23 protein-coding genes and 2 pseudogenes are annotated in these 27,000 nt (G+C 69.4%); 17 read left to right on the top strand and 8 right to left on the bottom strand.

Annotation, left to right across the window (positions count from 1 at the left end; all coding sequences use genetic code 11):
• Positions 1–18 precede the first annotated feature (18 nt).
• The 3 genes from IDM45_RS04320 (at position 19) to argG (ending at position 2,553) form a co-directional block, all read left to right on the top strand.
• Positions 19–708 carry a glycine zipper 2TM domain-containing protein gene (locus IDM45_RS04320; RefSeq protein ID WP_209421794.1) on the top strand — a complete coding sequence of 230 codons (690 nt, stop codon included), beginning with the start codon at positions 19–21 and terminating at the stop codon, positions 706–708.
• Between the two features lie 112 nt (positions 709–820).
• Positions 821–1,138, top strand: coding sequence for a pyrimidine/purine nucleoside phosphorylase (ppnP, locus tag IDM45_RS04315; protein ID WP_209421793.1), 318 nt, complete (start codon positions 821–823; stop codon positions 1,136–1,138).
• A 71-nt stretch (positions 1,139–1,209) separates the two neighbouring features.
• A complete protein-coding gene (gene argG, locus IDM45_RS04310; RefSeq protein WP_209421792.1) occupies positions 1,210–2,553 on the top strand; it encodes an argininosuccinate synthase in 1,344 nt (447 codons plus the stop codon).
• Between the two features lie 98 nt (positions 2,554–2,651).
• On the opposite strand, the gene IDM45_RS04305 is transcribed toward argG, so the two are convergent.
• The 3 genes and pseudogenes from IDM45_RS04305 to IDM45_RS04295 form a co-directional block, all read right to left on the bottom strand.
• Positions 2,652–3,329, bottom strand: coding sequence for a 7-cyano-7-deazaguanine/7-aminomethyl-7-deazaguanine transporter (locus IDM45_RS04305; protein WP_209421791.1), 678 nt, complete (start codon positions 3,327–3,329; stop codon positions 2,652–2,654).
• An 80-nt stretch (positions 3,330–3,409) separates the two neighbouring features.
• Positions 3,410–4,224: pseudogene (locus IDM45_RS04300) on the bottom strand (HDOD domain-containing protein).
• A gap of 136 nt (positions 4,225–4,360) precedes the next feature.
• Positions 4,361–6,763, bottom strand: a complete 2,403-nt coding sequence (locus IDM45_RS04295) for a Tex family protein (RefSeq protein WP_209421790.1) — start codon at positions 6,761–6,763, stop codon at positions 4,361–4,363.
• Positions 6,764–6,876: 113 nt separating this feature from the next.
• On the opposite strand from IDM45_RS04295, the gene IDM45_RS04290 reads away from it, so the two are divergent.
• The 3 genes from IDM45_RS04290 (at position 6,877) to IDM45_RS04280 (ending at position 9,231) form a co-directional block, all read left to right on the top strand.
• Entirely contained in the window at positions 6,877–7,311 is a 435-nt protein-coding gene (locus IDM45_RS04290) for a hypothetical protein (protein WP_209421789.1), read from the top strand.
• A gap of 127 nt (positions 7,312–7,438) precedes the next feature.
• Positions 7,439–8,506, top strand: coding sequence for a DUF72 domain-containing protein (locus IDM45_RS04285; RefSeq protein WP_325168944.1), 1,068 nt, complete (start codon positions 7,439–7,441; stop codon positions 8,504–8,506).
• Positions 8,503–9,231 carry an Lcl C-terminal domain-containing protein gene (locus tag IDM45_RS04280; protein ID WP_232653439.1) on the top strand — a complete coding sequence of 243 codons (729 nt, stop codon included), beginning with the start codon at positions 8,503–8,505 and terminating at the stop codon, positions 9,229–9,231. The genes IDM45_RS04285 and IDM45_RS04280 overlap by 4 nt, the downstream gene beginning before the upstream one ends.
• A gap of 5 nt (positions 9,232–9,236) precedes the next feature.
• On the opposite strand, the gene gshA is transcribed toward IDM45_RS04280, so the two are convergent.
• Together gshA and IDM45_RS04270 are read right to left on the bottom strand one after the other, a co-directional pair.
• Positions 9,237–10,823, bottom strand: coding sequence for a glutamate--cysteine ligase (gene gshA, locus IDM45_RS04275; protein WP_209421788.1), 1,587 nt, complete (start codon positions 10,821–10,823; stop codon positions 9,237–9,239).
• 103 nt (positions 10,824–10,926) lie between these two features.
• Positions 10,927–11,835, bottom strand: a complete 909-nt coding sequence (locus IDM45_RS04270) for an SDR family NAD(P)-dependent oxidoreductase (protein ID WP_209421787.1) — start codon at positions 11,833–11,835, stop codon at positions 10,927–10,929.
• 461 nt (positions 11,836–12,296) lie between these two features.
• On the opposite strand from IDM45_RS04270, the gene IDM45_RS04265 reads away from it, so the two are divergent.
• The 9 genes and pseudogenes from IDM45_RS04265 (at position 12,297) to tolA (ending at position 19,095) form a co-directional block, all read left to right on the top strand.
• Positions 12,297–12,590: a 2Fe-2S iron-sulfur cluster-binding protein gene (locus IDM45_RS04265; RefSeq protein ID WP_209421786.1), complete on the top strand. Its 294-nt coding sequence runs from the start codon at positions 12,297–12,299 to the stop codon at positions 12,588–12,590.
• 155 nt (positions 12,591–12,745) lie between these two features.
• A complete protein-coding gene (ribBA, locus tag IDM45_RS04260) occupies positions 12,746–13,897 on the top strand; it encodes a bifunctional 3,4-dihydroxy-2-butanone-4-phosphate synthase/GTP cyclohydrolase II (protein WP_209421785.1) in 1,152 nt (383 codons plus the stop codon).
• Between the two features lie 53 nt (positions 13,898–13,950).
• Complete coding sequence (gene ribH, locus IDM45_RS04255; protein WP_209421784.1) at positions 13,951–14,433, top strand: 6,7-dimethyl-8-ribityllumazine synthase; 483 nt, start codon at positions 13,951–13,953, stop codon at positions 14,431–14,433.
• Positions 14,430–15,008: a transcription antitermination factor NusB gene (nusB, locus tag IDM45_RS04250; RefSeq protein ID WP_209421783.1), complete on the top strand. Its 579-nt coding sequence runs from the start codon at positions 14,430–14,432 to the stop codon at positions 15,006–15,008. Before ribH ends, nusB begins: the two co-directional genes overlap by 4 nt.
• 67 nt (positions 15,009–15,075) lie before the next feature.
• Positions 15,076–16,260, top strand: a complete 1,185-nt coding sequence (locus tag IDM45_RS04245; protein ID WP_209421782.1) for a pyridoxal phosphate-dependent aminotransferase — start codon at positions 15,076–15,078, stop codon at positions 16,258–16,260.
• A gap of 6 nt (positions 16,261–16,266) precedes the next feature.
• Positions 16,267–16,740, top strand: coding sequence for a YbgC/FadM family acyl-CoA thioesterase (locus IDM45_RS04240; RefSeq protein WP_209421781.1), 474 nt, complete (start codon positions 16,267–16,269; stop codon positions 16,738–16,740).
• Positions 16,737–17,471: a protein TolQ gene (gene tolQ / locus IDM45_RS04235; RefSeq protein WP_209421780.1), complete on the top strand. Its 735-nt coding sequence runs from the start codon at positions 16,737–16,739 to the stop codon at positions 17,469–17,471. The genes IDM45_RS04240 and tolQ overlap by 4 nt, the downstream gene beginning before the upstream one ends.
• A 37-nt stretch (positions 17,472–17,508) precedes the next feature.
• On the top strand, positions 17,509–17,931 hold the full coding sequence (locus IDM45_RS04230) for an ExbD/TolR family protein (RefSeq protein ID WP_209421779.1): 423 nt from the start codon (positions 17,509–17,511) through the stop codon (positions 17,929–17,931).
• A 5-nt stretch (positions 17,932–17,936) separates the two neighbouring features.
• Positions 17,937–19,095, top strand: a pseudogene (tolA, locus tag IDM45_RS04225) (cell envelope integrity protein TolA).
• Positions 19,096–19,239: 144 nt separating this feature from the next.
• Here tolA and IDM45_RS04220 read toward each other — a convergent pair.
• Both IDM45_RS04220 and IDM45_RS04215 read right to left on the bottom strand, forming a co-directional pair.
• Positions 19,240–21,090, bottom strand: coding sequence for a sensor histidine kinase (locus IDM45_RS04220; RefSeq protein WP_209421778.1), 1,851 nt, complete (start codon positions 21,088–21,090; stop codon positions 19,240–19,242).
• 50 nt (positions 21,091–21,140) lie between these two features.
• Positions 21,141–22,325 (bottom strand): transposase, encoded by a 1,185-nt coding sequence (locus IDM45_RS04215; protein ID WP_209421777.1) that lies wholly within the window; start codon positions 22,323–22,325, stop codon positions 21,141–21,143.
• A 254-nt stretch (positions 22,326–22,579) separates the two neighbouring features.
• On the opposite strand from IDM45_RS04215, the gene IDM45_RS04210 reads away from it, so the two are divergent.
• The gene (locus IDM45_RS04210) at positions 22,580–23,758 is read left to right on the top strand and encodes an RNA-guided endonuclease InsQ/TnpB family protein (protein WP_209421776.1); all 1,179 of its coding nucleotides are present in this window, start codon (positions 22,580–22,582) and stop codon (positions 23,756–23,758) included.
• 47 nt (positions 23,759–23,805) lie between these two features.
• Here IDM45_RS04210 and IDM45_RS04205 read toward each other — a convergent pair whose 3' ends face one another.
• Positions 23,806–24,504 carry a response regulator gene (locus IDM45_RS04205; protein WP_232653444.1) on the bottom strand — a complete coding sequence of 233 codons (699 nt, stop codon included), beginning with the start codon at positions 24,502–24,504 and terminating at the stop codon, positions 23,806–23,808.
• 106 nt (positions 24,505–24,610) lie between these two features.
• On the opposite strand from IDM45_RS04205, the gene IDM45_RS04200 reads away from it, so the two are divergent.
• Positions 24,611–26,974 (top strand): sulfatase-like hydrolase/transferase, encoded by a 2,364-nt coding sequence (locus tag IDM45_RS04200; RefSeq protein ID WP_209421775.1) that lies wholly within the window; start codon positions 24,611–24,613, stop codon positions 26,972–26,974.
• Positions 26,975–27,000: the final 26 nt, after the last annotated feature.

The raw sequence follows: 27,000 nt of genomic DNA, 5'->3' as shown, positions 1-27,000 counted from the left end.
GAAAGGAGCTTTTCCGCCATGCAAAAAATCATCCTTGCCTCCCTGCTGGCCACGGCTGCCCTGGCCGTGCAGGCCCAGGAGATGGGGCGCGTGCTGTCCTCGACACCCATCATCCAGCAGATTGCCGTGCCGCAGCAGGTCTGCGGCAACGAGACCATCTACAGCAGTGGCCGCGCGCCCAGCGGCGCCGGCGCCGTGCTGGGCGCCATCGCCGGCGGCGCGGCCGGCAATGCCATCGGCGGGGGCAGCGGGCGCGCTGCTGCCACGGCCATCGGCCTGATCGGCGGCGCGGTGCTGGGCAACAGCATCGAGGCTGGCCGGCCCGGCTACGAGAACGTGCAGCGCTGCACCACCGAAACCTATTACGACAACCGCACCATCGGCTACGACGTGGTCTATGAGTACGCCGGGCGCCAGTACACCACGCGCACCCAGACCGACCCGGGCAACTGGATCCCGCTGAACGTGCAGCCCGCCGTGGGCGGCCTGCCGCCGCCCTCTGCCGGCTACTACCCGCCGGCCTACAGCAGCAGCCCGGCCCGCTACCCGAACCGGGGCGCAGTGGTGGTAGCCACGCCGCCCAGCCCACCGGTCTATGTCACTCCGCCGGTCACGGTGATCGAGTACCAGGGCGGCTACCCCTACGGGCCGCGCAACCACCGCGACTATCGCGACCGCTACGACCATCGCGACCGGCCCTGGCGCTGAGCGGTCGCACCTGCGGCGGCACAGCCTGCTGCACACCCTGTCCGGGAGCCCACGCGGCTCCCTTTTTCGTGGCACCTAAAATCGCCGGTTTTGTCCACTTGCAACCCTCTCCATGAACCCACAACAGCTCAGCGGCGCCAGCGTCAACCCGCAGGCCAATGTCTATTTCGATGGCAAGTGCATCAGCCACAGCCTGAGCTGGCCGGACGGCAGCAAGAAATCCGTGGGCGTCATCCTGCCGGCCACGCTGACCTTCAACACCGCTGCGGCTGAAATCATGGAATGCGTGGCCGGCGCCTGCGAGTGGCGCCCGAGCGGCAGCGAGGCCTGGCAGCCCTGCGGCCCGGGCCAGCAGTTCAGCATCGCCGCCAACGCCAGCTTCGAGATCCGCGTCAGCGACACCTTCCACTACATCTGCCATTTCGGCTGATTTCAGAGTCTTTTCTGGCTTAAAGCCTTGCCAGTCAAGCGCTGAAAGCTATCTTTTTTGAAAGATTTCCCATGGCAACCATTTTGCAGAACCTGCCCGTCGGCGAGAAAGTCGGCATCGCTTTTTCCGGCGGCCTGGACACCAGCGCCGCCCTGCGCTGGATGAAGAACAAGGGCGCCTTGCCCTATGCCTACACCGCCAACCTGGGCCAGCCCGACGAGGATGACTACGACGCCATCCCGCGCAAGGCCATGGAATACGGCGCCGAGAAAGCCCGCCTGATCGACTGCCGCACGCAGCTCGCCCACGAGGGCATTGCCGCCATCCAGGCCGGCGCCTTCCACGTGAGCACTGGCGGCATCGCCTACTTCAACACCACGCCGCTGGGCCGCGCCGTCACGGGCACCATGCTGGTGGCCGCCATGCAGGAGGACGACGTCCACATCTGGGGCGACGGCTCGACCTACAAGGGCAACGACATCGAGCGCTTTTACCGCTACGGCCTGCTCACCAACCCGCAACTGCGTATCTACAAGCCCTGGCTGGATCAGGCCTTCATCGACGAGCTGGGCGGGCGCGCCGAGATGTCGGCCTTCATGACGCAGGAAGGCTTTGGCTACAAGATGAGCGCCGAAAAGGCCTATTCGACCGACAGCAACATGCTGGGCGCCACGCACGAGGCCAAGGATCTGGAGTTCCTGAACTCGGGCATCCGCATCGTCAACCCCATCATGGGCGTGGCCTTCTGGAAGCCCGAGGTCGAAGTCGCAGCCGAGGAAGTCTCGGTGACCTTCGAGGAAGGCCGCCCGGTGGCGCTCAATGGCCGCGCCATCGACGATCCGGTGGAGCTGTTCCTGGAGGCCAACCGCATCGGCGGGCGCCACGGCCTGGGCATGAGCGACCAGATCGAAAACCGCATCATCGAGGCCAAGAGCCGCGGCATCTACGAAGCCCCCGGCATGGCCCTGCTGCACATCGCCTACGAGCGCCTGGTCACCGGCATCCATAACGAGGACACCATCGAGCAGTACCGCGTCAACGGCCTGAAGCTCGGGCGCCTGCTGTACCAGGGCCGCTGGTTCGACCCGCAGGCCATCATGCTGCGCGAGTCGGCCCAGCGCTGGGTAGCGCGCGCCGTCACGGGCACCGTGGTGCTGGAGCTGCGCCGGGGCAACGACTACTCGCTGCTGGACACGCAAAGCCCCAACCTGACCTACGCGCCCGAGCGCCTGTCCATGGAAAAAGTGGAGGATGCGCCGTTCTCGCCGCTGGATCGCATCGGCCAGCTCACCATGCGCAACCTGGATATTTCGGATACACGCGAAAAACTGGGCGTCTATGCCCGCTCCGGCCTGCTGTCGCTGGGCGGCAATGCGGCGCTGGCGCAGCTGGAGGGCGACGGCAGCCATCAATAAAGCATGAAAACCCGCGCAAACCCTTACCAGGCAAGCGCGGGCAGCTATTAAATTTGCATTTCCTGTTGTCTGACCGCCCGCCATCAACGGGCGGTTTTTTATGCCGCCGCCGGCTCCGGCACCCGTCCCAGGGCGCGCACGATGGCGGCCAGCGCCATGCCGTAGGCCGGCACGAACAGCAGCAGGCTGACCGACAGTTTCACGGCGTAATCCACCCAGGCGATCTCCACCCAGTGGGCCGCCATGAAGGGGTCGGAGCTGCGCCAGAAGGCGATCGAGAAAAAGGCTGCCGTATCGAGCGCCTGGCCGACGATGGACGCCGCCGCCGGTGCCAGCCACCAGGCGCGGCCCCTCTGGCGGATGCGGTCGAAAACCTGGATGTCCAGCAACTGCCCCAGCACATAGGCGGCAAAGCTGGCCAGCGCAATGCGAAAGACAAAGGCATTGAAGCCGCCCAGCGCCGCCAGGCCGTTGAACTGGCCATCGCGGAACAGCACGCCGACGACATAGGACGCCACCAGCGCCGGCAGCATGGCGCGGGTGATGACGCGACGCGCCGGCGCCTTGCCGATCAGCCGCACCGTGAGGTCGGTGGCCAGGAAGATGAAGGGGAAGCTCAGCGCCCCCCAGGTGCTGTGAAAGCCCAGCAAGGTCACCGGGATCTGCACCAGGTAGTTGCTGGCGATGACGATAGCGATGTGCAGGGCCACCAGCAGGGGCAGCAGCGAGGCGGCAAGGGGCAGGCGCGCCGGGGCAGGCGCCAGGGAGGTCGGCATGACAGTCCTTTTTGGTGGATGGGGGCGAGGGAACCCATGGGCGCTGGCGCCGGCCAGCAGCGCAGCAAAAACCGGCGATTTTAACTGCCGTCCGCCGGCGCGCTCCAGTCGATGGGTCTTGCTGCAGCACGGCATCGATGTCCAGCCCCAGGGCCACGCCGACCTCGCCGGGGAAGCTCACCATCGCCGCACGCTCGCCCAACTCCAGCACCTGTACGCGCGCGCGCCATACGGCCAGGTGCAGCACGCCGGCCAGCGGCTCATAGACCTCGTTGTCGAACGGCGTGATGTGGTGCCGCAGGGCGTCCACCACGTCCTGCGGCAGCCCCCACTGGCGGGCCAGGCCGGCGCTGACCTGGGCATAGCTGAAGCCCAGCAGGTGCTGCTCCAGCAGGCCACGGCGCAAGTCCAGCGGCGCAGCCAGCGTGGCAATGGACAACATGCGCGCCGGGTCGGCCAGGTGCAGGGCCAGCTCGCCCAGGGCGTGCAGCAGGCCGGCGCTGTAGGCCGCCAGCGGGTTGTGGCGCACCAGGCCGGCCAGCGAGCGCGCCATCTTGGCCGCGTGCAGGCTGTAGCGCCAGAACTGCTGCAGGTTCACGCCCGGCACCGAGCGCGAGGTGGTGCCCACGGCAGCACTCTGGATCAGCCCGCGCAACTGCCCCGGCCCGACGATGGCCAGCGCCTCGGCAATGCCGTGGATCTGCCCCGGCACGCCGTGCTCGGGCGCATTGGCGCACTGCAGCAGGCGCGCGGCCAGGCTCGGGTCGGTGGCAAACAACTGGCTCAGGCGGCGCTGGCTGGGTTCGGGCCGGGCCAGCTCGCTCATGAGCAGCGCCACCGCGCGCGGCAGGCTGGGCAGCCGGGGCGGCTGGGCGAGCAGGGCTTGCAGCTCCATGGTCGTGGCGTGTGGGGCGGGTGGATGCAGGGCGACGGAAAGCCGCGATTATCAGCCCCTGCGCGCCGTATCGTTTCAAACTGTTTCGCAAGGTGAGCGCAAGCCCGGCCTTGCCCAGCGCCCGTTCAGTGCCTGCTCAGCGCTTGAGCTTGGCAAAGGCCGAGGCCATGGCCGACTGCGGCGGCGCTGCAGCGTCGCGCTCGCGGCGTGCCGGCTGGGCGTAGCGGCCATCGCGCCCCGCGCCCTCGAAGCGGTTGCTGCGCGGCTGGCCGGCGTCGCGCCGCGCGCCGCCGCCGCTGCCCTCGGGCTTCATGCTCAGGCTGATGCGCTTGCGGGCCACATCCACCTCCAGCACGCGCACGCGCACGATGTCGCCGGTCTTGACCACCTCGCGCGCGTCCTGCACGAACCTGGCACTGAGCTGGCTGACGTGGATCAGTCCGTCCTGATGGACGCCCAGATCGACGAAAGCGCCGAACTGCGCCACGTTGCTCACCGTGCCTTCCAGCACCATGCCTTCCTTGAGGTCGGCAATGTCCTCGACGCCCTCGTTGAAGCGCGCCACCTGGAAGTCGGGCCGGGGATCGCGCCCGGGCTTTTCCAGCTCGGCCAGGATGCCCTGCACGGTAATGGCGCCGAACTGCCCGCTGGCGAACTGCTCGGGCCTGAGGCCCTTGAGCACCTCGGGCCGGCCCATCAGCTCGGATACGCCCCGGCCCGTGGCCCGCATGATCTGCTCGACCAGCGGATAGGTCTCGGGATGTACGCCCGTCATGTCCAGCGGGTTGTCGCCGCCGCGGATGCGCAGAAAGCCCGCCGCCTGCTCGAAGGTTTTCGGCCCCAGGCCGGTCACGTCGAGCAGTTGGCGGCGATTGCTGAAGGCGCCGTGCGCCTCGCGCCAGCGCACCACGGCACGCGCCTGGCTGCCCGACAGGCCGGACACGCGCGAGAGCAGCGGCACGCTGGCAGTATTCAGATCGACGCCCACGCCGTTGACGCAATCCTCGACCACGGCGTCCAGCGTGCGCGCCAGCGCGCTCTGGTTCACGTCGTGCTGGTACTGGCCCACGCCGATGGCCTTGGGCTCGATCTTGACCAGCTCGGCCAGCGGATCCTGCAGCCGCCGGGCGATGCTGGCCGCGCCGCGCAGGCTGACATCGACGTCGGGCAGTTCCTGGCTGGCGTATTCGCTGGCGCTGTAGACGGAGGCGCCAGCTTCACTGACGACTATCTTTTGTATAGCTGGCAGCGCTTGTCCAGCAACGGTTTGCGCCGTTTTTTGGCATATTTTGATGAGTTCTGCGGCCAGTTTGTCGGTCTCGCGGCTGGCGGTGCCGTTGCCGATGGCGATCAGCTGCACGCCATGTTTGTGTACCAGGCGCGCCAAGGTGTGCAGGCTGCCGTCCCAGTCGCGGCGCGGCTCGTGCGGATAGACAGTGGCGGTCTCGACCAGCCGGCCCGTGGCATCGACCACCGCCACCTTGACGCCAGTGCGGATGCCCGGATCCAGCCCCATGACGGCGCGCGGCCCGGCGGGCGCGGCCAACAGCAGGTCGCGCAGGTTGTCGGCAAAGACCTTGATGGCCACGGCCTCGGCCTCCTCGCGCAGGCGTGCGAACAGGTCGCGCTCGGTGGACAGCGACAGCTTGACGCGCCACGTCCAGGCCACGCACTTGCGGATCAGATCGTCGCTGGCGCGGCCCTGGTGGCTCCAGCCCAGATGCAGGGCGATGCGGCCTTCGGCCAGCGTGGCCTGGCCCGGCTGCGGCTCGCCGGGCTGCACCAGTTTTACGTCCAGAATCTCCAGCGCCCGGCCCCGGAACACCGCCAGCGCCCGGTGCGAGGGCACGCGGGCGATCGGCTCGTCGTAGTCGTGGTAATCGCGGAACTTGGCCACTTCCGGGTCGTCGGCGTTCTTGCCGGGGGCCAGCCTGGCCACCAGCAGGCCCTCCTCCCACAGCCACTGGCGCAGCAGCTGCACCAGGGCGGCGTCCTCGGCCCAGCGCTCGGCCAGGAGGTCGCGCACGCCGTCGAGCACCGCCTGCGTGGTGGAAAAATCCGGCCCCGGCTTGCCGTCGTCGAGCAGCGTGGCCGGCTGCACGAAGGCCAGAGCCTCGTGGTGCGGATCGAGCGTGGGTTCGGCCAGCAGCCGCTCGGCCAACGGCTCGATGCCGAATTCGCGGGCGATCTGGCCCTTGGTGCGGCGCTTTTGCTTGAAGGGCAGGTAGATGTCCTCCAGCTCCTGCTTGGTGGCGGCAGCAGCGATCTGGCCGCGCAGCACGTCGGTCAGCTTGCCCTGCTCGTCGATGGCCTTCAGGACGCTGGCGCGGCGCTCGTCGAGCTCGCGTAGATAGGCCAGGCGGGCCTCCAGTTCACGCAACTGCACGTCATCCAGGCCGCCCGTGGCCTCCTTGCGGTAGCGGGCGATGAAGGGGACGGTGGCACCGCCGTCGAGCAGCTCCACGGCAGCATGTACCTGGGCTTCGGTGATGCGGATTTCTGCGGCCAACTGCCGGACGATGTGCTGCGGGTGCTGCATATGCTGGAAATAACAACAGTGAAAAAGCAGCGCGCGAGTGTGCCACAGGCCCTGTCCGGCCACGCCCGTCCCGTGGCCCGGGCGCCGGACGCTGCCCATAATGGCCGCCAGCCATGCCGCCGCTGTTTGCCGCCGCCCCCATCCGCACCGAATGCCCGCCCGGCGCGTGCATCTGCGAGCGCGCCGCCCTGCTGGAGGGCAGCGCCGGCGCTGCTGACGCGCCCGGCGCGCCCGACGCGCGCATCCTGCAACTCACGCGCGAGGAGGAGGGCCGCCTGCTGGCGCGCCTGGCGCGCATCGACAGTCTGGCCGATCTGCGCCACATGCAGCGGCGCCTGCACGAGCAGCTCGGCGTGCGCCTGACGGTGGCGCCGGCGGCGCAGGAGGTGCGCAGCCTGCGCGGCATCGCCATCGCCCTGCACGCCCAGCCCGGGCTGTGCCGCAAGACGCGCCAGGCCGTGCCCGCCGCCATCCGCCAGGCGCTGGAGCGACGCCCCGAGATTGCCTGGGCGCTGCTGGACGAAGGCGGCCTGTTCGCGCAGAGTTGACGGCCATGCAAGACGATCTCTTTGGCCCACTCCAATCACCCCAGTCACCCCAAGCTTCGCAGCCCCACGAGCCGCCTGCCGCACCCCCCCGGCCACAGGCCACAGGGCCGCCCGGGCCGGCAGCGCCGTGCAGCCGGCACACTTCGACGACACGCTGCGCGCCCTGGCGGCACAGTTGCCGGCCACGCTGCGCCTGGGCACTTCGTCGTGGAGCTACCCCGGCTGGGCCGATCTGGTCTGGGACGGCGTCTATAGCGCGCAGGTGCTGGCGCGCAACGGCCTGGGCGCCTACGCCCAGCACCCGCTGCTGCGCACCGTGGGCATAGACCGGGGCTTTTACCGGCCCCTGAGCGCCAGCCATTTCGCCCGCTATGCCGGGCAGGTGCCGCCGGACTTCCGCTTCGTCGTCAAGGCGCCCAGCATGGTGACCGACGCCTTGGTGCGCAGCCAGGACGGGCGCGGGCGCGAGGCCAATCCCACTTTTTTGAACGGCGAGCTGGCCGCGCGGCACTTCACGCTGCCGGCGCTGGAGGGTCTGGGTGCGCGCACCGGGGCATTGGTATTCCAGCTCAGCCCCCTGCCCTGGCAGCAGATCGAGCGCCTGCCGGACGTGCTGGAGCGCCTGCGCGCCATGCTGGCCGCGCAGCCGGCGCTGGGTGCTGCGCCCGACGCCGTGCTGGCCGTCGAAGTGCGCGACGGCGCCTGGCTGGCGCCCGAGCACCTCGAGCACTTCGCCGACGTGCTGGCCAGCACCCGGGCCACCTACTGCCTGGGCCTGCACGCGCGGATGCCGCCGCTGTCCGAGCAATTGCCGCTGCTGCGCCGCCTGTGGCCCGGGCCGCTGGTGGCACGCTGGAACCTGAACCCGGTGCATGGCCCGCACGGCTATGAGCAGGCCGAGCGCCTGTACGCCCCCTATGACCGGCTGCACGACCCGGCGCCCGAGGACATTGCCCTGCTGGCGCGCACCCTGGCCGGCGTGTGCGGGCGCGGCGTGCACAACGCCTTCGTCACCATCAGCAACCACGCCGAGGGCAGCGCTCCCCTGACCGCGCGCCGGCTGGCCGAGGCGGTGGCGGCGCAGGCAACGGCCCAGGTGGCGGCACAATCTGCACAGCATCCCCCCGGCGCCACGGTGCCGCCCGGATGCGCTGGCGCCCCTCACCCCCACTCTTCGCTGCAGGCCCCGCCATGACGACTGTTGCTGCCACCACCCTCCGCCCGTGCGCCGTCCATCCGCACGCTGCGTCGATGCCGCTGCCGGCCAGCCATCCCGCAGGCCGCGCACGCCGCCTCGCCACCGCCCTGGCCCTGCTGCTGGGCACGCTGGCCCTGCCCGCTCTTGCCGCCGACGAGCCTGACGCCGAGGCCCAGAAGACCGACCAGCCAGCGACCAGCCAATCCGTACCAACGACATCGGCAGCATCCGCAGCATCGACAGCGCTGACCATCTCCGAGGACGGCACCCTGGTGATCGACCCCCGCGCCCGTCTGGCCTGGCCGCGCTGCGTCGAGGGGATGCACTGGAGCGGGCACAGCTGCACCGGCGCGCCGCAGCTGTTCACCTACGGCGAAGCCCAGGCCCTGGCGCGCCGGCGCTGGCAGGACAGCGAAGTGCGCTGGCGCCTGCCGCGCGTCAACGAGCTGCGCCGCCTGATCAACCGCAACGCCCAGCCGCGCGTAGTCGATGCCGCGCTGTTTCCGAACGCGCCGCCCGAGTGGCACTGGACGGGCACGGCCAGCATCAACACCGCCGCCGTCAACCCCTATGCCTACGGCAACGTCATGCGTGGCGGCGAGGGCGAGAGCCAGCTCACCGTGCAGCAAGCCTGGGCCGTGGACATGGCCAGCGGCGAGGCACGCGGCGACATGGGCCGCAGCTCCAGGCTGGTGCTGCGGCTGGTGCGGCCAGCGCCCTGAGACTTTCAGGCGACCAGCTCCTGCACCGCCATGTAGCGCTCGCGCCACTGCTCGAAGGGCAGATCGTCGGCCCGCTCGATGGCCTGCTGGGCTGCCAGCGACTGCTCGGCCAGCTGCAGGTAGCGCTGCTGCTGCGCCTCCGTCCAGGGCAGGCCCAGCAGCACGTCGCGCGCCGACTGCGAGCGCGCACGGGCAAAGGCCGTGAAGTCGCCGTCGAACTGCTGCGTCAGCTCGGCCAGGACGTGGGCCGAGGGCGTGGTGTGCGGCGCGGCCAGGCTGGCCTGGGCATCCAGCACGGCCTGGGCGTAATCGGCCCCGCCAAGAGCCGCATCCAGCGCAGCAGCGATCGGCTGGCACTCGGCCAGGATCTCGGCGCCCCACTCGGTCAGCAAAACCTGCTCGCTGCCGCGCGCCAGGCGCAGGCCGGAATCGCGGCCGCGCTCGGCGGTCAGTTGCTGGTTGTGCTTGAGCGCGGCGATCTCCTCGGGCGTGTCCGGCGGGCTGTCCGACAGCAGGCAGTGCAGCAGGAATACGTCCAGCAGCCGCATGGTCTGTGCCGTGATGCCGGCGGGCACGAAGGGGTCGATATCCATCAGCCGCACCTCGACGTATTCGACGCCGCGCTCGCGCAGCGCGTGCAGCGGGCGCTCGCCGCTCCTGACCGTGCGCTTGGGCCGGATGGTGCCGTAGAACTCGTTTTCAATCTGCAGCAAGCTGGTGCCCAGCTGGTTGTAGTCGCCGCCCAGGCTGCGCAGGCCAATGGCCTCGTAGGCCGGGTAGGGCCGGGTCAGCGCCTCGTGCAGCGAGTCGGCATAGCCTTGCAGGCCGTTGTAGCTCACGCGCAGGCTGGCCTGGGCCTCGCTCTGGTAGCCCAGCCGGCCCATGCGTAGCGAGGTGGCGTGCGGCAGGTACAGCGCACGCCCGGCGTCGCCCAGCGGCTGCAGGCCGTGCTCGCGCCCCTGCACGAAGCACGGGCACAGCGCCGGCGAGGCGCCGAACAGATACAGCAGCACAAAGGCCTGGCGGCGGAAGTTGCGGATCAGCCCGAAATACTCGTCGCTGCCCACGCCCGGCAGCGACCAGTTGTAGTGAATGCCCGAGATGGTCTGCATCCGCCGGCCATAGCGGTGGCCCAGGCCCATGCGGTAGATGCTCTTGGCACGCCCGACGTTGGAGCTGCCGTAGCGCCCCAGCGGGATGGTCTCGTCGGGCGGCAGCTGGCCGGGCATGCTGGACGCCCACAGCAACTCGCCCGCAGGCTGCTGCTGCTGCAGCACGCGATGCACGAACTGGTGCAGTTCGGTCAGCTCGTCGAGGCACTGGCGCACCGAGGGGTGGGCGCCGGTGATCAGCTCCAGCTGCGACTCGCTGTAGTCGGTGGTGATGCTGGCGTGCGTGAGCGCCGAGCCCAGCACCTGCGGATGCGGGGTGAGCGCGAGCTGGCCGTTGGGCAGCACGCGCAGGCCCTCTTTTTCGATGCCGCGCCGGATGCCGGCAAGACGCTCGGCGGACACGGCGGCAAGGCGCTGGCTCAGACCGCCGCCCCGCAAGGCAAGCGGCTCGGAACCAGCGCGGTTCTTGGTTGGACTCATGGTGATGGGGCGCTCTTCTTGTGCTCCTGGCGATGGGGCCGGAACTTAGCACGGCCCGCAGGTGCCCGTCGGCGGCCTGGGGTCAGCGCCTCGCCGACAGCCCTCAGCCGAGCGCCGCCCGGGCCTTGGTCAATTCCAGCGTGCCCTGGGCCGAGCCGCTTTGCGGCACCTGCTCACCGTCCCGGGCCGTGACTTCGGCCAGGCGCGCCGCCAGCTGCTCGGGCGTGTCCGGCCCCGAGGGCAGGTGGATGCCCTGCGTCAGCGTGATGTGCGCGGCCTCGAAGCCGCCCGCGCCGGCGCACAGAATGGTGCGCGTGGGCGCGCTCTCGTGGGCCAGCACCAGCATGGCCGGCACCACCGACTCGGGCGTGAGCTGGGCCAGAACCTCCTCGGGCATCAGCCCTTCGGTCATGCGCGTGGCCGCCGTGGGCGCCAGGGCGTTGACGTGGATGCCGTGCTTGGCGCCCTCGATGGACAGGGTCTGCATCAGGCCGACCTGGGCCAGCTTGGCCGCGCCGTAGTTGGCCTGGCCGAAATTGCCGTACAGGCCGGTGGAGGAGGTAGTCATGACGATGCGCCCATAGTTCTGCGCCTGCATGTGCGGCCAGACGGCCTTGGCACAGTAGGCCGCGCCCATCAGGTGTACGTCCACCACCAGGCGGAAATCCTGCATGTCCATCTTGGCAAACGACTTGTCGCGCAGGATGCCGGCGTTGTTGACCAGGATGTCCACCCGGCCCCAGGCATCCACGGCCTGCTGCACCATGGCCAGCACGGCGTCGAAATCGGTCACCGAGGCAGCATTGGCCAGCGCCTGGCCGCCGGCGGCGCGGATCTCATCGACCACGGCCTGCGCAGCACCTGCTGCGGCGCCGCTGCCGTCCACGGCGCCGCCCAGATCGTTGACGAGCACCCGGGCGCCGCGCGCCGCCAGGGCCAGCGCATGTTGGCGGCCCAGGCCGCCGCCGGCGCCGGTCACGATGGCCACGCGGCCTGCAAAGTCGAGGGTCATGATGGACAAGTCTCCTGTAAATGCACGAAAAGGGCCGCAGCCAGAGCGCGGGCATTGTGCGGCAGTGCAGCGGCGCAACCCTGGCGCGAACGGGACAGGAACGCGCTGGCATCCGGGTTATCCCTGGGTATGCTGGACAATCGTGTGGATAACCCTGAACAAGTGTTGTATGGCAGATGCAAGTGCTTGATTTACAAGGGCGGCACCTTTTCTGCCTGTTTTTTAGGCAGGATCTGACCGCCAGCACCCGGTTATCCCGCGCAGCACTGGACAATCATGGGGATAACTCTGGACAAGCGCTGAACGGCTGGCTCAAGTGCCTGATTTGCAAGGAAATCCCCTGCATTGCTCAAAATTTGGGCAACCAGTGCAAGTGCTGGAATCTTTCGGATTTACTATCATTTAAGTAGCTATCAGCGCTTGCCAGTAAAGGCTTTCAAGGCTTTTTCACCCATATTCTCATGCAATCTTCCACTCCTCCCTTCTTCACCGCCCATGTGGGCGACGATGGCACGCAATGCGACGCCTGGCCCGAGCAGCCGCTGCTGCTGTCGCTGGAGCAAGGCGGCATAGACTGGCCCAGCTCGTGCCGCAACGGCACCTGCCGCACCTGCATCGGCATCCTGGAAAAGGGCCAGGTGCGCTACGCCATCGACTGGCCCGGCCTGACGCCCGAGGAGCGCGAGCAGGGCTGCGTCCTGCCCTGCGTGGCCTATCCCATGAGCGATGTGACCCTGGCGACGTCCGCCATCTGATGCGCCGCTTAAAATCCGCCGCTTCGGGATAACCCCGCCCCTGCCGTGCCCCCTGGCCGCGCCAGTGCGTCGTTCTTTGGAAAAACCTGCCGCCGTGCGCCCCAGGAGCCCAAGACGCCCCGCCGCCGGCCCCCTTTTTCCGAGAGCTTCGCCGCATGAACACTCCTCCCCCGCCCGCCCCAGCACCGACCCCTGTGCCGATCTCGCCCGTGCAGGACATCGTGGCCGAGCTGGCCGCTGGCCGCATGGTCATCCTGGTCGATGAGGAAGACCGCGAAAACGAGGGCGATCTGGTGCTGGCTGCCGATCACGTCACGCCCGAGGCCATCAACTTCATGGCACGCTTTGGCCGTGGCCTAATCTGCCTGACGCTCACGCGCGAGCGCTGCGAGCGCCTACAGCTGCCGCCCATGGTGGCCAGGAACGGCACCAAGATGGGCACGGCCTTCACCGTCTCCATCGAAGCCGCCGAGGGCGTGACCACCGGGATCTCCGCCGCCGACCGGGCGCGCACCGTGGCCGCTGCCGTGGCGCCGGGCGCCCAGGCCGCCGACCTGGTGCAGCCCGGCCACATCTTTCCGCTGCAGGCCGTCGATGGCGGCGTGCTGATGCGCGCCGGGCATACCGAGGCCGGCTGCGACCTGGCGGCCATGGCCGGCTGCAGCCCGGCCGCCGTGATCTGCGAGGTCATGAAGGACGACGGCACCATGGCGCGCTTGCCCGACCTGCAACAGTTCGCCGCCGAGCACGGCCTGAAGGTGGGCACCATCGCCGACCTGATCGAGTACAGGAGCCGCAACGAATCGCTGGTCACGAGGGTCAGCACGCGTGCCTTCAGGACAGCCTGTGGCGAATTCACTGCCCACGCCTTCCGCGACGAGCCCAGCCAGGCCGTGCATCTGGCGCTGGTCATGGGCCAGTGGGACGCGGGCGAGAGCGTGCCAGTGCGCGTACACGAGCCGCTGTCGGTGCTGGACGCGCTGGAGGTGGGCCGCAGCATGCACTCCTGGAGCCTGGACGCCAGCCTGCGCCACATCGCAGAGCATGGCCGGGGCGTGGCCGTGCTGCTCAACTGCAACGAAAGCGCCGAGCAGCTGCTGGCGCAGTTCGAGGGCAGCGCCCGCTCGGCCCAGGCGCCCGAGCGCGGTCGCATGGACTTGCGCACCTACGGCGTGGGCGCGCAAATCCTGCGCGAAGTGGGCGTGGCGCGGATGCAGCTCATGGCCCGGCCCCGGCGTATGCCCAGCATGGCCGGCCACGGGCTGGAGATCACCGGCTTCATCGCCCCCGAGCAAGGCCCGGCCTGATCGGCCCCGAAGCCCACTTCATCCACAGAAACCCACAGAAAGATCGTTTCGCCATGTTTGACGCAGAAAAAGGCACGGCCCCGCAGCTCGACGGCAGCGGCCTGCGCATCGCCATCGTGCAGGCGCGCTTCAACGAAAGCATCACCAACACCCTGGCCGGCGCCTGCCGCGCCGAGCTGGCGCGCCTGGGCGTGTCGGAGGCCGACATCGTGCAGGTGCAGGTGCCCGGCGCGCTGGAGGTGCCGCTGGCGCTGCAGCAACTCGCCCAGCGCGGCGAGGACGATGACCAGGAGCCCTTCGACGCACTGATCGCCCTGGGCTGCATCATCCGCGGCGAGACCTACCACTTCGAGCTGGTGGCCAACGAGTCCGGCGCCGGCGTGACGCGCGTCGGCCTGGACTACCACGTGCCGATCGCCAACGCCATCCTGACCACGGAAAACATGGAGCAGGCCATCGCCCGCCAAAGCGACAAGGGCGTGGACGCAGCGCGCGTGGCCGTGGAGATGGCGCAGCTGCTGCGGGGCCTGGCATGAGCGACCTGGGCGATACCGAGGGCGGCGCCTTCGCGCCGAAAAAGCGCCCACCGCGCCAGGCGCGCACCGGCACCACCAGCACGGGCGCGCGTAAGGCCGGCTCCAAGTCCAACCGCAGCCGGGCGCGCGAATTCGCCCTGCAGGCGCTGTACCAGCATCTGGTCGGTGGCAACGACGCCGCCGCCATCGACGCCTTCACGCGCGACCTGTCGGGATTCCACAAGGCCGACTCGGCACACTACGACGCGCTGGTGCATGGCTGCATCGAGGGCGCGGCGCAGCTGGACGCGCTGATCGAGCCGCACCTGGATCGCAAGCTGGCCGAGGTCTCGCCCATCGAGCACGCCGTGATGTGGATCGGCGCCTACGAATTCCAGCACTGCCTGGACGTGCCCTGGCGCGTGGTCATCAACGAGTGCATCGAACTGGCCAAGGAATTCGGCGGCACCGACGGGCACAAGTGGGTCAACGGCGCCCTGGGCAACCTGGCGCCGCAACTGCGTGCGGCCGAGGTGGCAGCCGATCGGGGGGCAGCGCCCGCACCGCCGCAGGGCTCCCAGCATCCGCAGGACTGAGCCGGTTTTTTCTCTTTCGCGTGCCCTGCCCGACCCCGGGCGAGGCGCGCAGACACGCAGCAGGCCCATGAAATTTTCCACCCGCGCCGAGCGCATCGAACCGTTCTATGTCATGGAAGTGGCCAAGGAGGCGCAACAGCTGGCGCGCGCGGTGGCCGGTTCGCGCGAGCCGATGATCTTCCTGAACATCGGCGAGCCGGACTTCACCGCGCCGCCCGCCGTGGCCGAGGCCGCCGAGCGCGCCATGCGTGCCGGCCAGACGCAATACACCAACGCCCTGGGCCTGGACGCCCTGCGCGAGCGCATCAGCGGCTGGTATGCCGAGCGCTTCGGCCTGGATGTGCCGGCGCGGCGCATCGTGGTCACTGCCGGCGCGTCGGCAGCGCTGCAGCTGGCCTGCCTGGCGCTGATCGAGGCGGGCGACGAAGTCCTGATGCCCGACCCCAGCTATCCGTGCAACCGGCACTTCGTCAGCGCCGCCGAGGGCCGCGCCGTGCTGATCCCGACCACGGCCAAGGAGCGCTTTCAGCTCAGTGCCGCCAAGGTCGAGGCCGCCTGGGGGCCAAAGACGCGCGGCGTCTTGCTCGCCTCGCCCTCCAATCCCACCGGCACCTCGATCGCGCCCGATGAGTTGCGCTCCATCCACGAGGTGGTGCGCGCGCGCGGCGGCATCACGCTGATCGACGAGATCTACCTGGGCCTGTCCTATGACGAGGCGTTCGGGCAGTCCGCGCTGGCCATCGGGGACGACATCATCAGCATCAACAGCTTCAGCAAGTACTTCAACATGACCGGCTGGCGCTTGGGCTGGATGGTGGTGCCGGACGCCATGGTGGCGGTGGTCGAGCGCCTGGCGCAGAACCTGTTCATCTGCGCCTCGACCATCTCGCAGCACGCCGCGCTGGCCTGCTTCGAGCCGGGCAGCATCGCCGAGTACGAGCGCCGCCGCGCCGAGTTCCGCGCCCGGCGCGACTACTTCATCCCGGCGCTGCAGGAGCTGGGCCTGGCAGTGCCCGTCATGCCCGACGGCGCCTTCTATGCCTGGGCCGACTGCACGCAGGCGGCGCACAAGCTCGGCGTTGCCGGCAGCTGGGACTTCGCCTTCGAGCTGATGCGCCGCGCCCACCTGGCCATCACGCCGGGGCGCGACTTCGGCACGGCGGACACCGGGCGCTTCGTGCGCTTTTCCACTGCCAACTCGATGGCGCAGCTGCAGGAATCGGTCGCCCGGCTGCGCGCGCTCATCGGCTGACGCACGATGCAGGCAGACATCTTCCACTGGCCGGTGCGCGTCTATTGGGAGGACACGGATGCCGGCGGCATCGTGTTCTACGCCAACTACCTGAAATTCTTCGAGCGCGCGCGCACCGAATGGCTGCGCGCCCTGGGCCTGGCGCAGCGGGAGCTGCGGGAACTCGAAGGCGGCATGTTCGTCGTAAGCGAGGCGCGCGTGCGCTACGCCGCCCCGGCCCGGCTGGACGATGAACTGGTTGTTACGGCGCAGCTCCTGGAAGCTGGCCGGGCGTCCCTGACAATCGCCCAACAGGCCTTTGCCAAGGGCGCACGGCCCGCACCGGACACTGCTTCACCCGCCTGCAATCACGGGCCGCTGCTGTGCGAGGGCGCCATCCGCATCGGCTGGGTGGACGCCGCCACACTGCGCCCGGCACGCATCCCGCCTGCCGTACTGCAACGCCTGCCCCGACCGCCCCAGACTACCAACGCACCATGAATTCCCAAGACATGTCCATCCTCAGCCTGGTGCTGGGCGCCAGCTGGGTCGTGCAGCTCGTGATGCTGCTGCTGCTGGCGGTATCGGTGGCCAGCTGGGCGGCGATCTTCCGCAAGCTGTTTGCGCTCAAGCGCGTGCGCACGCTCAACGAGGAGTTCGAGCGCGAGTTCTGGTCGGGCACCAGCCTGAACGACCTGTATGCCGCCGCCGCCCAGGCGCCGCAGCGCGCCGGGCCGATGGAGCGCATCTTCGCCAGCGGAATGCGCGAGTTCCAGAAACTGCGCGAACGCCGCATCCAGGACGCCGGCACGCTGATGGACGGCGCGCGCCGCGCCATGCGTGCGAGCTTCCAGCGCGAGATGGACGTGATCGAGTCCAGCCTGTCCTTCCTCGGCTCGGTGGCCTCGGTCAGCCCCTATGTCGGCCTGTTCGGCACGGTGTGGGGCATCATGCACGCCTTCACCGGCTTTGCCGGCATGGAGCAGGTCACGCTGGCCACCGTGGCGCCGGGCATCGCCGAGGCCCTGGTGGCCACCGCCATCGGCCTGTTCGCCGCCATCCCAGCCGTGATCGCCTACAACCGCTTTGCGCGCGACATCGACCGCGTGGCCACGCACCAGGAGACTTTCATCGAGGAGTTCTCCAACATCCTGCAGCGCAACCTGGCCGTGCAGCCAGCCTTCCAGCACGCGCAGATGGCACAGCACGCGGCACCTGCCGCCGGCCACTGACAACCCGCACCGCCAGAGACATACAGGAACAGCGCCCATGCCCGCCACCGCATCGCGCGGCAGCCGCCGCCGCTCCATGAACGAGATCAACATGGTGCCCTTCATCGACGTGATGCTGGTGCTGCTCATCATCTTCATGGTCACGGCGCCCATGCTCACGCCCAGCTCGGTCAACGTGCCCTCGGTGGGCAAGGGCGCCAAGGTGCCCAGGACGCGCGCCGACGTGTTCGTGGACAGGGATGGCGGCATCCGCTTCAAGACCGACGGCAACGAGCGCCCGGTCGCCCTGCAAAACCTGGGCAGCACGGCGCGCGAGTGGCTCAAGGATCAGCCCGAGGACACGCCGGTGCTGATCAGCGCCGACAAGGCCGTGCCCTATGACGCCGTGATGCAGGCCATGGCCGCGCTGCAGCGCGCCGGCGTGGCGCGCGTGGCCCTGGCCGTCAAGAGTGGTGGCTGACGAGCGTGCGCGGCCCCGAGGATAGACAGCCCCAGCAGCCGGCCCTGGCCGACCGCGACCAGTTCGCGCCGCCGCGCCCGCCCGGGCGCACGCGCGCCGTCTCGCTGGCCGTGCTGGCGCACCTGGCGCTGATCGGCGCGCTGACCTGGGGCGTGCGCTGGAAGGCCAGCGACGATGCGCCCGCCGTACAGGCCGAGCTGTGGTCGGCCCAGCCGCAGCAGGCCGCGCCCCGGGCCGTGCCACCGCCGCCCCTGCCGGCGCCGCCACCGCCACCCGCTCCCCCACCACCGCCCGCCCCGGCCCCCGGCCAGCGCCCGCGCCACCGCCGCCCCCTCCCCCCCGGCCAAGGCCGCCGTGGCCGACACGCGCGAGGCCGACATTGCCCTGGAGCGCGAGAAAAAGCGCCTGGAAGAAGAAAAAAAGCGTCAGCAGCAGCTGGAGCGTGAAAAGCGCGAACGCGAGCGCAGGGAAGAGGAGCGCCGCGAACGCCTGGAGCAGGAGAAGAAGGAACGCCTGGCCGAGCAAAAGGCCGAGCGCGAGAAGGCCCAGCGGGAAAAGGCCGAGAAGGACAAGGCAGAAAAGGCGGAGAGGGAAAAGGCCCAGCGCGAGAAGGCGGAAAAAGACAAAGCCGAGCGCCAGAAGGCCGAACGCGAAAAGGCCGAACGCGAAAAGGCCGAGCGTGAAAAACAGGCCCGTGCCGAGGAGCAGAAGAAAAAAGCCGCCGAGGACAAGCGCCGCGCCGAAGCCGAGGAAAAGCGCGCCGAGGAGCTGCGCCGCGAACAACTGCGCCGCATCGCCGGCCTGGCGGGCGCGACCGGGGGCGAGTCCGCCAGCGGCAGCGCCCAGCGCAGCAGCGGCCCGGGCAGTGCCACGGCCGGTGCCGGCGGCAGCGGCATTTCTGCCGGCTATGGCGGCAAGGTGGCGGCCAAGGTGCGGCCCAACATCGTCTATCCCGACACCGTGGCCGGCAACCCGCGCGCCGAGGTCGAGGTGCGCGCCGCGCCCGACGGCACCATCACCAGCGTGCGCGTCATGAAGTCCAGCGGCAACCCGGCCTGGGACGAGGCCGTGGTGCGCGCCCTGCACAAGACGGAAACCCTGCCGCGCGACACCGACGGGCGCGTGCCGCCCTCGCTGGTCATCGGCTTCCGGCCCAAGGACTGAGCCGGCAAGCGCCCGCCCGGGAGCGTGCTGACCGGCAGCCGGACTATTAAAAATATAGCTGACACCGCTTGCTGGAAAAAGGTTTCAGATAGTTTTCTACCTGAAACCTTTGACTGACAAGCGCTGCCAGCTATCTTTTTTGTATCATCCACGGGGAGTCGGCTCATCGCCCGGCAGTTGCAGCGGCAGCAGCAGCACCAGGCGCGCGCCGCCCCCCGGCAGCGCCTGCAGGCAGACCGTGGCGCCCAGTGTCTGCGCGCGCCGGCGCATGTTCTCCAGCCCCGCGCCGCCGCCAGGCATGGCAGGCGCTGCGGCTGCCGGGGCAGCGCCGTCGTTTTCCACCACGATGGCCGCCTGTGCAGCGCCGTGCGCCTGGCCGCGCACCGCGATGCGCGTGGCCGGGCCGTGGCGCACGGCGTTGGTCAGCGCCTCCTGGACGATGCGCAGCACATTGAGCGCGTGCGTGGGCGTGACGCCCGAGATCTCCGGCAACTGCGCCATGGCCCAGTCCAGCTGCACGCCCAGACGCTTGAGCTGGCGCGCGCTGCGCTCGCGCAGGCCGGCCAGCGCCACGGCCAGCTCGCGGTCGCCGATGTCCAGCGAGTGGATCACGGCGCGCAGGTCGTCCAGCGCCTCGCGGGCGCTGCGCTCGATGGCCGGCACGCCGGCGCGCTCGGCCAGCGCCAGGATGGAGGCCAGCTGGCCGCTTACGCCGTCGTGCAGATCCACCGTCAGGCGCTGGCGCTCCTGGCTGCGCACGCGCTCGGCGGCCTCGCGCCGCTCCTCCGCGTGCAGGAGCGCCAACTGCGCCTCGCGCTGCGCCAGCGTCTGGCGCAGGCGGGCATTGGCGCCGTCCAGGCGCATCAGGCTCAGGCCCAGGCGGCGCATCAGGATGGCCGCGATGGCGATCAGCAGCACCATGCGGCAGTAGGCGCCCAGCAAGATGGCGCCATCCACCCAGCCGGCCACCAGCGCCACGTCGTGCAGCAGGGCCAGCGCGAACAGCAGCATGGGCACAAGCAGCAGCCGCGCTTCCTGCGCGCCGCGCAGCGCCCCCCGCGCGGCGATCAGCACCGCCGCCCAGATCGCCAGCAGCGCCGCCGGCACGTTCAGCCCCAGCATGACCTGGCGCGCCGCCAGCGGCGTCAGCAGCGCCAGCGCCAGGCCCAGGGCCGGCACCAGCGGCACGCAGGCCTGCAGAGCGCGCGGCACCGGCAGGCCGCTCACCAGCAGGGCGATGATGGGCAGGATGAAGGCCGACGCGGAGCTGGCCATCAGCACGTAGGGCAGCGCCTGCTGCACGCCCGGCAGGTCGGCGCGCAGGCCCACGTACAGCGGCAGGCTGAGCACCTGCATGAGCAGCAGCCAGCCAAACAGCGGCTCGGCGCTGCGCTGCCGCCACAGCACCAGCAGCGCCACCACCAGCAGCAGCTGGCCGGCCAGCACCATCAGGCGCAGGTGCTCCAGCAGGAACAGGTTCAGCCGGTAGTGCGGCGCCAGCACCTCGGCGCTGCCCACCAGCGGCGCGGCCAGATGGCCCCGGATCACGCCGGCTGCGGCCACCTGCAGCTCCAGCGTGTTGCGCCCCGGCACCAGCCGATCCGCCGGCAGGCGCACCAGCGCCGTCACGCCCGAGATGATGCCCGTGGGCAGGGTGCGGTTGCCGGTGTCGGCCAGCTCGGCGCCGTTGAGCGCCACGACCGCGCTCTGGCTGAGCAGCGGCAGGAACAGGTACAGCGGCTCGCGCGGCGCCTGCGCCAGCTCCAGGTGCAGGCGGTAGCGGTATTGGGCAGCCCCCAGCCGGGCCGGCCAGGTGTGCGGCAGCGCCACCGGCTGCCAATCGGGCGTGGCCATCCCGCCAGCGTCGGCCCGCGCGGCCAAGGCGCTGTCCAGGCGCTGCCCGCCATCGAACAGCGCCAGCTGCGGCCACAGCGGCGCCCCTGCCAGCAGCAGCAGGCCCAGGCAGGCCAGCACCAGGGCGACACCCCGCTTCACCTGAATTCCCGCGAAGCCTCCCCCTTTTGGGCATTGGTATCTACACATCTTCAGTTCGCTATCGCGCCCCCCATGCCGCGAGCCTGGCGAGCGAACTGCGCAATCTCCTCGGGTGAGTAATGCTCCAGGGCCTCATTGATCGCAAACAGTATGTACATGCCCGCCAGCAGTGCGCTGGCGGTCGCCGGCCTGGCGCGCTTCATCTGGCGTGCCGCCAGGCGCGTGAGAAAGGCGCGCGTGCATTGGGCCGACTCGCCCTGTGCGCGCATCAGGCGCCATGCCAGCGCGCAGGCCTGCGAGGCAATGAGCAGACGTTTGAAGATCGCCTGGCCGCTTTCTTGCTCCCAGTGCTCCACTTGCTGGCCTGCTTGCTTGAGCAGCTTGAAGTACGACTCGATGCGCCAGCGCCAGTAGTACCACAGCGCCAGCGTTGCAGCGCTCACGGTCTCTGGCACGTTGCTCAGCAGGTACCACTGGGCCAGCACGTTGCCCGCGTCATCGCGCACCTGGCTGAGCACCAGCCGCGCGTGCAGCGGCACGCCTTTGACGCCAGCCACACGCTTGCCTTGCGCGTTAAGCGCCGCAGGCTTGGCCGGGCGCGTGAGCACCACCGCCGTGCTGGCGTTCCACTGCATCGCCATGCCGCCCTGGTGTTGCACCGCGCGCGCCTGCTCAAAGGGCAACTGCGCGGCCACGACACTGAGCTTGAACGCCTTGTTTTGCCTCTTCACCCGGCCACCGGCCTTGACCCGGATCAGCCACAGGTGGCCCGGCTCGCTCCACTGGCGCAAATGCCCGATCGAATCAGCCTCGCGATCGACCACGTGCACCAGCGGGCGGCCCAGCGCTTGCTGCTCCAGCCAGGCGAGGCGATCGCTCAACTCATCAAGGTGCGGCTTCATCGGCAGCAGGCCATCGCTGCGGCTGCTGAGCAGCCCCTGGGCCGTGCGCAGGTTCTGCACTGGAGCGCAGATCGGCGAGCCGTCGCGGTCGCTTACCAGCACCGTGCTTTGCAGCTCATAGCCCACATCGAGCTGGTGCGTCATGCGCACGCGGTCTTGCTTGCTGTCGTGGGTGCGAAAGTTCAGCCGCGACCAGTCGTGCACCGCCAGCGCATAGTCCTTGCAGTCCCGCGCGAGGCCTTCGCGGGCCATGGCCAGCAAAGGGCCCGACAAGTCCACGGGCTTGACGCGCGGGTTGTTCAGAAAGCGCCACAGGGCCTGCGTGTCAGCCATGCTCGAGGAGCAGCCGGGCAGCGACTTCATCCCTGCGGCCAGGCTGGGGGCACAGTTGGCGTGTTGCATCACCAAGCGCTCGGCTCGGCGGCGCAAGCGAGGCTCCAGAGTAGTGAAATTAGAAACATACGCTCGACTATCGGCGCGTTACGGGAGATGTGTAGATACCAATGCTTCAGGGGAGGAGGTAGAGGGCGAGCGCAACGCGCTCGTAAAGTTGTATGTTTCGCACGTTATTTCCCATAATGTGAAGCATGAAATCCCGCTGGACGTTCCGCTGCTACCCGACGCCCGAACAAGCCGCGCACCTGAATCGCACTTTCGGTTGCGTGCGCTTCGTCTGGAATTGGGCGCTGCGGCTGCGCTCGGACGGATGGCGCAATGGCGAGCGCATCGGCTACCCCGCTACCGACAAGGCGCTGACGGCGCTGAAAGCCACACCCGAACACGCATGGCTCAACGAAGTCAGCAGCGTCTGCTTGCAGCAGGCCTTGCGTGATCTGCAAGTCGCCTACTCGAACTTTTTCGACAAGCGCGCGGCTTACCCGTCGTTCAAGCGCAAGGAAGCGCGGCAGTCGGCCAACTACACCGAACGCGGCTTTTCGTTCAACATCGACACCCGCACATTGAAGCTCGCCAAGATCGGCGCGATCAAAGTCAAATGGTCGCGCGACATCATTGCGCACCCGTCGTCGATCCGGCTGATCCGCACCGCAAGCGGCAAATACTTCATCTCGCTCGTGGTCGAGACGCAGGCAGCTCCGCTGCCCGAAACCGGTCAGTCGGTCGGCATTGACTTCGGCATCAATCGGCTGGCGACGCTCTCCACCGGCGAGACGGTCTCCAATGCGAAGCACGGTGCGAAGTGGCAAAAGCGCCTCGCGCACTACCAGCGCCGCATGGCTCGCGGGCACAAAGGCAGCAAGCGGCGCGCGCGGCTCAAGCGCCACGTCGCGCGCATCCACGAGAAGATTGCCAACAGCCGCACCGACGCACTGCACAAGTTCTCTACGGGCATGGTGCGGCGGTTCGACGCGATCTACATCGAAGACCTCAACGTGCGCGGCATGGTCAAGAACCACAGCCTTGCGCGCGCGTTGAGCGATGCCAGCCTCGGACAAGCCGCCCGAATGCTGGAAGAAAAGGCCGAGCGCTACGGCAAGCGGGTCGAGCGCATCGACCGCTGGTTTCCGTCGAGCAAAACCTGCTCGGGCTGCGGCCATATTCAGGAGCGAATGCCGCTTGACGTGAGAAACTGGACGTGTCCGAGCTGCGGCGCGCGCCACGACCGCGACGTGAATGCGGCGAGGAACATATTGGCGGTCGGGCAGACCGTGACTGCGCATGGAGGGACTGTCAGACGGGCGCGGGCCAAGGCCGGTGAACGCAAGCCCCGGCGAAGTGCGAACCGACAGGAAATCAGTTGTGCCTAGCATGATTGGTTTTGCTGAAATCCCCGTCCTTTAGGGCGGGGAGGATGTCAAAGGCGGATCAACCCATTGCGCGAGGCGTTGAACACGGCCTCGGAGCGGTTCGTCGCCTCCAGCTTGCGATAGACGTTCTTGATGTGTACCGGCACGGTCTGGCGCGAGATGCCCAGCTGCTGCGCGAGTTCGGCATAGGTCAGCCCCCGGGCGATGCCCCACAGGATTTCAGTTTCGCGCGGGGTCAGCATTTCGGCTGGCGGCGCGGCGGGAGCGGTCGCCGCGGCAGCGGCGCCCAGCCGGCGCACGATGACGCGCGCGATCGACGAGGAGATCGGCGAGCGCCCGGCACGCAGCTCCTCGATGGCCTCCAGCAGCTCGATGGAGTCGGCATCCTTGAGCAGATAGCCCGCCGCGCCGGCCTCGATCGCCTCGATCACCGTGGCATCGTCAGCCAGCACCGAGATCACCATGGCCTCGGCCTGCGGGTGCAGGCTGCGCAGCAGCCGGATGGCCTGGGTGCCGTGGCCGTCGGGCAGGCGCAGGTCGGCGATCAACAGGTCAAGGCGCTCGCCGCCCTGCAACACCTGCAGCGCCTGGCCCAGCGTGGCGCAGGCCGCCACCAGCTGCCCGCCCGGCCAGGCAGCCAGGATGCGCGCGAAGCGCTCGCGCAGCGGTTCGTCGTCTTCGAGCAGCAGCACACGGCACGGTGCGCCGGGCGCCGGCACTGCCTGCTCCTGCAATGGCTTGTTCATGCCCCGCACTCTGGCACAGCCGGCATGTCTGCCTGAATACCGCTTTCATGGTATTTGCAGCGCCCGCCGCAGCACGGACACTGCCGGCACTGGAGAGTCCACCGCCATGCCCACCCCCTGCCCCCGCTCCCCGCACCAGGCGCTTGCCGCCGCGCTGGCCCTGCTGCTGGCCGCCTGCAGCGGCGGCAGTGGCAGCAGCAGCAGCAGCAGCGGCCCGGCCCCTGCGGCCCAGCCGCCCAACATCCTGTTCATCGTGCTCGACGACCTGGGCGTGGATCAGCTCACCTCCTACGGCTACGGCGGCGCCGTACCGCCGCGCCTGCCCAACCTGACGGCCATTGCCCGCGCCGGGGTGCAGTTCCGCAACGCCTGGGCCATGCCGACCTGCACGCCCACGCGCGCCAGCTTTTTCACGGGCCGCTATCCATCGAGCACCAATGTGCTCAACGCTGTGGTGTCCACCGACCTGGCCAACTCGACCATCTCGCCCTACGAACTCACCCTGCCCAAGCTGCTGAAGACGCGCGGCTACCGCAGCGCGCTGATCGGCAAGATGCACCTGACGGGCACTGACCTGGGCGGCGCGCCCAACCTGCCCTATGGCCACCAGACCCTGTGGAAGCTGGGCTGGGATCACTTCGACGGCTATCTGGACGGCGCGCCCTACCCCATCGACACCCGCGCTGGCCGCACCGGCACGCCCGAGGGCACTTATCCCTGCGGCTTCGTGCCCAACGCCAGCATCGACCCGGCGCACGGCGCCGACGCCGGCGCCTGCTACCTGGCCACGGGCGACTGCACGCAGATCGTGCGCGGCGGCGCCATCACCACGCCGGGGCGCACCTGCATGGAGCGCGGCGGCCTGTTCGAGCCGCGCCAGGCTTGCCAGTCCAGCGTGCCCGCTCACCTGGATTTCAGCGCGCAAAACGGCTACTACACCGCCGAATGGATACAGAGCGACGCCCAGGGCAACACGCGCAAGATCGGTGCCGCCGACCCCACCGCGCGCGGCTACCGCAGCACGCTGGAGACCGACCGCGCCATCGCCTGGGCGCGCCAGCAGCCCGCCGGCCAGCCGTGGATGCTGTCGCTGGGCTACTCGGCCCTGCACGCGCCGCTGCAACTGCCGCCGCTGGCGCTGCTGTCCGAGGACACGCCGGGGCGCAACGACAACCTGGTGTGCTATCCACGCAGCGACGGCGAGAACGAGGGCGTGCGGGCCACGCTGAACGGCGCCGCCGACCTGGTCGATGCCCACCTGGTCACCAACCTGATGGCCGAGGCCATGGACAGCGAGATCGGCCGTCTGCTGGTCGAACTGGGCCTGGCTGCGCGCCGCGCCGACGGCTCGCTCGACTATCAGCCCGACAAGACCAACACCGTGGTGGTCGTGATGGGCGACAACGGCACCTACGTCAACAGCGTCAAGTTCACCGCGCCCGGCCGGTTCGATCCGACCCGGGCCAAGGGCTTTGCCTACCAGACAGGCGTGGCCGTGCCGCTACTGGTGGCCGGGCCGCTGGTGCGCCAGCCGGGGCGCGAGGTGGCACACCTGGCCAACGCCGCCGACCTGTACCGGCTGTTTGCCGAGATCGCCGGCGCCGACATCGAGGCCGCCATCGACCCGGCCCGCCCGCTGGACGGCCAGCCGATGCGCGCCTACCTGGAAGACCCGGGCCAGGCCGGCATCCGCGCCATCAACTTCACCGAGATGGGCACCAACCTGCGCAACCCGGCCGTGGCCGCCACGCCACAGCCCTGCGTGATCGAGGCGGCCAGCACCTGCTTCAGCATCTTCCCGTACAAGGCGCTGTGCGACGACCAGGGTGGCGTCTGGTACGGCGAGGGCTCGACCCAGCCGGGCGTGCCCGCCGGTGGCTACGGCAACTGCTGCCAGGTGCAGCAGTACCGCGCCGCGCGCGGCCAAGGCATGGTGGACATCCTGCCGCACGCGCAGAAAGCCGCCAGCGACGGGCAATACAAGCTGGTGCGCCTGAGCCGCAACCAGTGCGCCAGCAGCGGCCCTGACCCGATCCATGATTGGGTCTATGGCCGGGATGTCGAGGGCGAGCCGGTGTTCGCCGTCACCGACGAGCTGTACCGCGTGGACATGGCCACGCCCCATCCAGCGCTGGATCGCCAGGGCACGGCGCTGGCGGCGGGACGCAGCCCGCTGGATGCCGCTGGCCTGGACGCCCAGGCGCGCCAGGCGCACGCCGCGCTGCAGGCCGAGCTGGATCGGCGCGACGTGGTGGCGAGCTACAACCAGCGCTACGACAGCACCCACTGCCCGGGCGATGGCAACCGCGATGGCGTGGTCGATCAGCAGGATCTGGACAACTGGCGCGAGTTGAGCCAGCTCAATGGCGGCCAGTCGAGCTGGTACGACCTGAACCACGATGGCCGCACCGACGCCGCCGACCGGGCCATCATCGAGCGCCACCTGGGCCGCCGCTGCGCGGCGCCGTGAGCGCAAGCAAGCACACAAGGAGCATT

Source organism: Melaminivora jejuensis, assembly GCF_017811175.1.
Classification (GTDB): domain Bacteria; phylum Pseudomonadota; class Gammaproteobacteria; order Burkholderiales; family Burkholderiaceae_C; genus Melaminivora; species Melaminivora jejuensis.
This window is presented reverse-complemented; position numbering and strand designations above follow the sequence as displayed.